The organism is Acinetobacter sp. YH12201 (genome assembly GCF_013418145.1).
In the GTDB taxonomy this organism is placed as follows: domain Bacteria; phylum Pseudomonadota; class Gammaproteobacteria; order Pseudomonadales; family Moraxellaceae; genus Acinetobacter.
Map to the genome: position 1 here is coordinate 1 of NZ_VPCP01000128.1, position 5,202 is coordinate 5,202.

Below are 5,202 nucleotides of genomic sequence, written 5' to 3' on the forward strand. Positions count from 1 at the left end.
ATCAAGTCTCAAAATGATAAGTCTTCGTTAATCCGTGTTTTAAATCATCAAATAAGCATCATAGATCGAGCTTTGCCTGCTTCTGCGTGTCCGTTTTAGGGATTGGCATGCGTTGCATGTGGAGGGAATAAGTGTCACTGGTGCAACGTAGCGATAGTCGAAAGGCTAAACCGCTACAGGGGAATCTCACAAAAGCGGAGCGTTAAGAGTAGCTGTATAGGTTGGTTAAGTTGCATGTTGGGGAAACCCTCGCAGAGATACCGCCATACTTCGACAGGGAGCGCGTGGGAGAAGGTGCAAGACCTTTAGTCCTTGTCTGCATAGTCTGCAAAGCTATGTGCGGATACGACCGATATACGTGGCTCCGAAGCCAAAAGAATATGCGGTAAATCGGCAATACTTAAAGGATGTGTCATTTTTTTAAATGACCGCCTTTAGGGAGAGTATTGCCGAAACTCTCTCAACCGTTCACCAAAGCCAAAGCACGAAGTGCGACGCTTGGGTAACGAGTTGAGAAGTTGAGAGCATGTGCTTTTGCTTTTATAGGTTTTTATATTTTTATAGAAGAGCTTTTGAGAAGCTTGTTCTGCTTAGGCTATTATTAAAATCCAATTCTGTTTGTATTAATAATAATGTTATTAGAATATTTTCCTCTGACATCATCGCAAACAGTTGTATAGCTATAATATTCATAGGTTTTTAGAGTACCAATAATATAGCCTCTTTGAAAAATAGGTTCCCATTGATTAGTAAATGGGCTCAAGAAAAGACCTTGTGAACATTCAATCGCTAAATTATTTTTCACTACATTATTTTTAGGATTTGAGTGAACTTCTTTTATAGAAAAATATCTAATATCATTATTATTTGGTGCTGTTTTGATTGAATTTTTGTCTACATATATTTTAGAAATCTCACCTTTATCTTTGTTTGTGATGAATACATTAGCAAGTTCCCATTTAGGTGCTGCATGAGAGAGAATTGGTAAAGATAGACAGAGTCCTAAGATAAACTTTTTCATTAATTGTCCTATGAAATCTCATAATGATTTGTTAAATCATAACTTAATTTATTGCTGATCTAGCTTAGCTTATAATTAATTTGAATTATTTTTACGTTGTTTGAGAACTTCTAATCCTAAATCCTTCCAAATTTGCCATTTCATATCATTTGGGTCTATTTCAGCAGTTTTAAGCAGAATTCCAAGTAATTCGGCTGGGTCACGCTGATCAAGGTTAGCAATTTCAAAAAGTGCGCCTAATTGAATGAGATGACGTGTACGAGCTTTTCGTTCAGCTTCCTTTTCTGCATTCAGTAATTTTCTAACTGCTATCTTCTGTTTATTCGCTCGATCTATGGCTTTTTCAGCTTTGATCAAGGCATTCAATTTTTTCTCTTGGTCGGGAGTACGGTATTGGATTTGAGCTAATTCTAATAAAAGCTTTTGTGCATCACTGGGATTCTTTAAAGCAGAAATGTAGGTAATTTTTTCAGACAGCCAATCATTATTCATATTCAATTCCTTAATTCATATACCGCAAAAGCACAGGCTCAATACTCAAAGAACGATAACAAAATAATTACGTCCAAGGTACGCAATTTTGTTAAAGTCGTTCTAGAGATTGTCGCCTGTACTTCCATCAAAAAATTGATGGCGCGCTTAGACGTTTCTCAATTTCATTGAGAAACCTAAGCACGTTAGGGACTTCATCCCTAAAACCCTGAAACTTCTTTTTTTCGTTCAATTGAAAATTGAATGAAAAAAAGAAGTACCAAAGCTAGGAGCAACAGCATGCAACTAAAACAGGTATTGGGAAAAATCAAAGATATTAGTTTTGGCGTGATCGCAGCACCGCTAATTATCATCATTATGATGTGGGCTTCGATACTTGATCAAAGAGCGTTTAAAAAAGAACGTAACCGAAAAAAGGAACAGGATAAGACCTAATGGCGATTGCTCGTTTAAGTGTCAAAGTCGGTAAGGCAGGTAAAGCAGCACCGCATGCCGAATATATTGATCGGGATGAAGAAAAAAAGCTGAAACAAGAACAGGCAGAAACCGACCTTGAACATAGTGCCTATGGGAATATGCCGAAATGGGCTGAACATAATCCGATTACCTTTTGGGAAGCAGCCGACCTTTACGAGCGCAAAAATGGCAGTACCTATCGAGAATATGAAATTGCCCTGCCTAGAGAGATGAATGCCAAACAACGTCTAGAACTGGTTGAGGAGTTCATTCAGTCCGAGATCGGCTCAAAATATCCATATCAGTTTGCGATTCATAACCCTAAAGCAATGGACGGCAACGATCAGCCCCACGTGCATCTCATGTTTAATGAACGTCTGCAAGATGGAATCGAACGAGATCCAGAGCAATATTTCAAACGCTATAACAGCAAAAATCCTGAACGTGGCGGAGCTAAAAAAGACAATACAGGCAAGAGTTACCAGGAACGAAAAATTGATATTAAAGACCTACGCCAAAGATGGGCGGATTTATGCAACAGCCATTTAGAAAAACATCAAATTGATAGCCGTATTGATATGCGAAGCTACAAAGAGCAAGGCATAGAGAAAGAACCCGAAAAGAAACTGTTACCAAGCCAAGCCAAAGACCCTGAAATTAGGGAAGCCCTACAACAATCACGTACAGCCTATAAAGAGCTTGAGCGACTAGACTTAGGCGACCCGAAACAAGACCTGAAAGACCTCAAAAACAGCCCAATTTCAGACAAAGAAATTAAACAGGGTATTGAGAGCTTTAAGGCTGATTTTGACAGCTTTAAACAGCTTGCTTTGGAACAGTACAAACAACAGCAGAAATTAGAAAGAGAGCAACAGAAAACAATGAAGTTTAGAGGGATGAGCCGATGACACCTGATGAAAAAAAGCTATATGCACTAATGGCAGTTGCAGAACAACAGCAGAACCTCGTCAATCAGGCCGTTAAAGAGCTTCAAATCACGAAAGAACACATTCAAAGCACTATTGCTGGGCAGACCCACCATACTGTATCAAAATCGCTAAATACGGGCTTACAGGAGGGTACAGCGGAGCTTATTAAGACCGCTAAAGCACTTGGACGCTTGAATAATTCAATTGAATCAGCCCGTGATCAGTTGTCATGGAAGCTCATTACCATTGTTCTAGGCATCTTTGCCATTCTGATGCTTGGTATCATTTGGCTGTTTAGTGTTTATATCAAACCTTTAGGCAATATCCCGCAGATCGAGAGCCTGAGACAGCAAGGCATCCAGTTTGATATTGGAAGTTGTAAAGTTGATGGAGAATCTAAACCGTGTGTCCGAGTGATGAAAAAGCAGTGCGGATATGGAAAAAATGGCGATTTTTGTGTCATAGACCCAAAATAATAAGAATATTTCTTATGCTAAAAGAAAATTCTTACTTAATTTCAATTCTACGAGAGGAAAAGGGGTAATCATGCCATTGATTGAATATTACGGCTTGTTATTTGAATGGCATGACCAAAAAATGGATTTAGTCTACAGAGGGCGTGAAATTACGTTCGAAGAAGTCTGTAGTATTTTCCTTGATCCTGCATTGATGTCTTTTGATGATGTAGGACACTATGACGAACAACGACTAATATCAGTCGGTTTAAGCAATCGTGGTAGACTATTAACAGTGGTTTGGGTTGAACGTGGAGATGTTGCGAGAATAATCACTGCATTTGAACCATCACATCACCAAAAGCGGAGGTACAGCAATGCAAAATGAATTAGAACGCTATAAAAATTTTGATCCTACCAATGCCCCATTGGTTAAACCTAGTTTTGTGAAAAAATTACAGGAACGTCACGCCATCGCTCAAGCAAAGGCTTTTGATGCTGATGTGGTGACATGGTTAGGTTCACAAGATAATGAAACAAAACAACATATTAACGATATGGTTCGCCATATTATGGCATTGAAACGTACTTAATTAGGTATGACCTCCCTTTTTTGTTTTAATGTTTGATTGATTAATTAGAAAGCTCATTTGGTATTCATACCAAATGAGCTTTTACTTTATAATTTTTGAAGGATACGCCGTGGTTAAGGAAGTTGTTATGTTGAAACATTCAAGTTTGGAAAGAAAAGAGTTCAAGCATGAAGAACTTGCACTAATAAAAAAACTTGATTTCAACGATATTGAGATTATTAAGCCTGATAATCTTGGACAAATCTTAATTTGGACTTCTAAACTTGCTGAATATCATCATGCTCAATTTGTTGAATTTAGTCATAAGTTAGATATTGTTGATGAAATAGAAGAGCGAGAAGAGATTAACAATAAGATTAATTTTTATAGAAAAAGTAGAGTTTTAGAGAATCATATCAAGGATTTCTATCTAAAAAAGCTATTGGATCAAGGAGAAGCGACAGTAAAGGGATATATCAAACATCCGATTAAACAGGATACAAATTACGCTGTAATTTCTTATCACGGATATCATTTTGTTAGTTTTGCTACTCCAGAGATTATTGAAAAATTTCCCTTACATTTTATTGATTTTGTACAAAGTGAAACACCAAAGACATTAGCAGATATACACTCTGATGAAGCTGTACTGCTATCAACGGTTAAGAGTTTTATAACGCCCTTTAAAGAACAATATAAAAAAATAAAGAGTAAAAATAAGGAGATCAAAGAACACAATACGGTCGTACATAAAATTTATATAAAAATTAAAAATAAAGAAGCAACTTTGCAAAAGCCAACAGATTCAAAGCCTAAAGAATCTAGCCCCAAATCTGATGAAAAGATTACTTTACCAGTAAAAATGAAGCAGGTAGCTATTCAGCAAAATATAGCTTCACAAGAAAAGTCAATTACTGTGATTAAGAAGCGAAAATTTGCTTTAAATAAGGATAAGTAAATTTGTAATTGTAAATTATAAAGAAAATCCCCCCTAAGCCTTGCAACTTAGAGGGGTTTTCCAGTAAATTCTACGGTACGCAGTTATTTGATGTTAACCCATCGAATAACGAAGATCATAAGGTTTGGCGACCGTTATGATTTCACCAAAGGCTGGTACCTGAACTCTATTTTCACAATAAACAGTGTTTAGATCAAGTCTCAAAATGATAAGTCTTCGTTAATCCGTGTTTTAAATCATCAAATAAGCATCATAGATCGAGCTTTGCCTGCTTCTGCGTGTCCGTTTTAGGGATTGGCATGCGTTGCATGTGGAGGGA

Annotated in this window: 8 protein-coding genes; 6 read left to right on the forward strand and 2 right to left on the reverse strand. The window is 37.1% G+C overall.

Annotated elements, in window-relative coordinates:
- Nucleotides 1-601: 601 nt before the first annotated feature.
- Entirely contained in the window at nucleotides 602-1,021 is a 420-nt protein-coding gene (locus FTU91_RS15515) for a hypothetical protein (protein WP_133175294.1), read from the reverse strand.
- A gap of 75 nt (nucleotides 1,022-1,096) precedes the next feature.
- Nucleotides 1,097-1,513, reverse strand: coding sequence for a conjugal transfer protein TraD (locus FTU91_RS15520; RefSeq protein WP_108091264.1), 417 nt, complete (start codon nucleotides 1,511-1,513; stop codon nucleotides 1,097-1,099).
- Between the two features lie 279 nt (nucleotides 1,514-1,792).
- Here FTU91_RS15520 and FTU91_RS15525 point away from each other — a divergent pair, with 279 nt between their 5' ends.
- From FTU91_RS15525 to FTU91_RS15550, 6 genes are all read left to right on the forward strand, one after another.
- Complete coding sequence (locus FTU91_RS15525; protein ID WP_002061201.1) at nucleotides 1,793-1,948, forward strand: hypothetical protein; 156 nt, start codon at nucleotides 1,793-1,795, stop codon at nucleotides 1,946-1,948.
- Entirely contained in the window at nucleotides 1,948-2,877 is a 930-nt protein-coding gene (locus tag FTU91_RS15530; protein ID WP_119065094.1) for a MobA/MobL family protein, read from the forward strand. The genes FTU91_RS15525 and FTU91_RS15530 overlap by 1 nt, the downstream gene beginning before the upstream one ends.
- Nucleotides 2,874-3,374, forward strand: a complete 501-nt coding sequence (locus FTU91_RS15535) for a hypothetical protein (RefSeq protein ID WP_068550831.1) — start codon at nucleotides 2,874-2,876, stop codon at nucleotides 3,372-3,374. Before FTU91_RS15530 ends, FTU91_RS15535 begins: the two co-directional genes overlap by 4 nt.
- Nucleotides 3,375-3,444: 70 nt before the next feature.
- Nucleotides 3,445-3,741: a BrnT family toxin gene (locus tag FTU91_RS15540; protein WP_042087986.1), complete on the forward strand. Its 297-nt coding sequence runs from the start codon at nucleotides 3,445-3,447 to the stop codon at nucleotides 3,739-3,741.
- Nucleotides 3,731-3,946: a hypothetical protein gene (locus FTU91_RS15545; RefSeq protein WP_042087985.1), complete on the forward strand. Its 216-nt coding sequence runs from the start codon at nucleotides 3,731-3,733 to the stop codon at nucleotides 3,944-3,946. Before FTU91_RS15540 ends, FTU91_RS15545 begins: the two co-directional genes overlap by 11 nt.
- A gap of 127 nt (nucleotides 3,947-4,073) precedes the next feature.
- The gene (locus tag FTU91_RS15550) at nucleotides 4,074-4,883 is read left to right on the forward strand and encodes a hypothetical protein (protein ID WP_180082789.1); all 810 of its coding nucleotides are present in this window, start codon (nucleotides 4,074-4,076) and stop codon (nucleotides 4,881-4,883) included.
- The last annotated feature ends 319 nt before the right edge of the window (nucleotides 4,884-5,202 follow it).

Bases quoted from the DNA above. Each gene is read 5' to 3' on its own strand.
- FTU91_RS15515 (WP_133175294.1), bottom strand. From the start codon at position 1,021: ATGAAAAAGTTTATCTTAGGACTCTGTCTATCTTTACCAATTCTCTCT.
- FTU91_RS15520 (WP_108091264.1), bottom strand. From the start codon at position 1,513: ATGAATAATGATTGGCTGTCTGAAAAAATTACCTACATTTCTGCTTTA.
- FTU91_RS15525 (WP_002061201.1), top strand. From the start codon at position 1,793: ATGCAACTAAAACAGGTATTGGGAAAAATCAAAGATATTAGTTTTGGC.
- FTU91_RS15530 (WP_119065094.1), top strand. From the start codon at position 1,948: ATGGCGATTGCTCGTTTAAGTGTCAAAGTCGGTAAGGCAGGTAAAGCA.
- FTU91_RS15535 (WP_068550831.1), top strand. From the start codon at position 2,874: ATGACACCTGATGAAAAAAAGCTATATGCACTAATGGCAGTTGCAGAA.
- FTU91_RS15540 (WP_042087986.1), top strand. From the start codon at position 3,445: ATGCCATTGATTGAATATTACGGCTTGTTATTTGAATGGCATGACCAA.
- FTU91_RS15545 (WP_042087985.1), top strand. From the start codon at position 3,731: ATGCAAAATGAATTAGAACGCTATAAAAATTTTGATCCTACCAATGCC.
- FTU91_RS15550 (WP_180082789.1), top strand. From the start codon at position 4,074: ATGTTGAAACATTCAAGTTTGGAAAGAAAAGAGTTCAAGCATGAAGAA.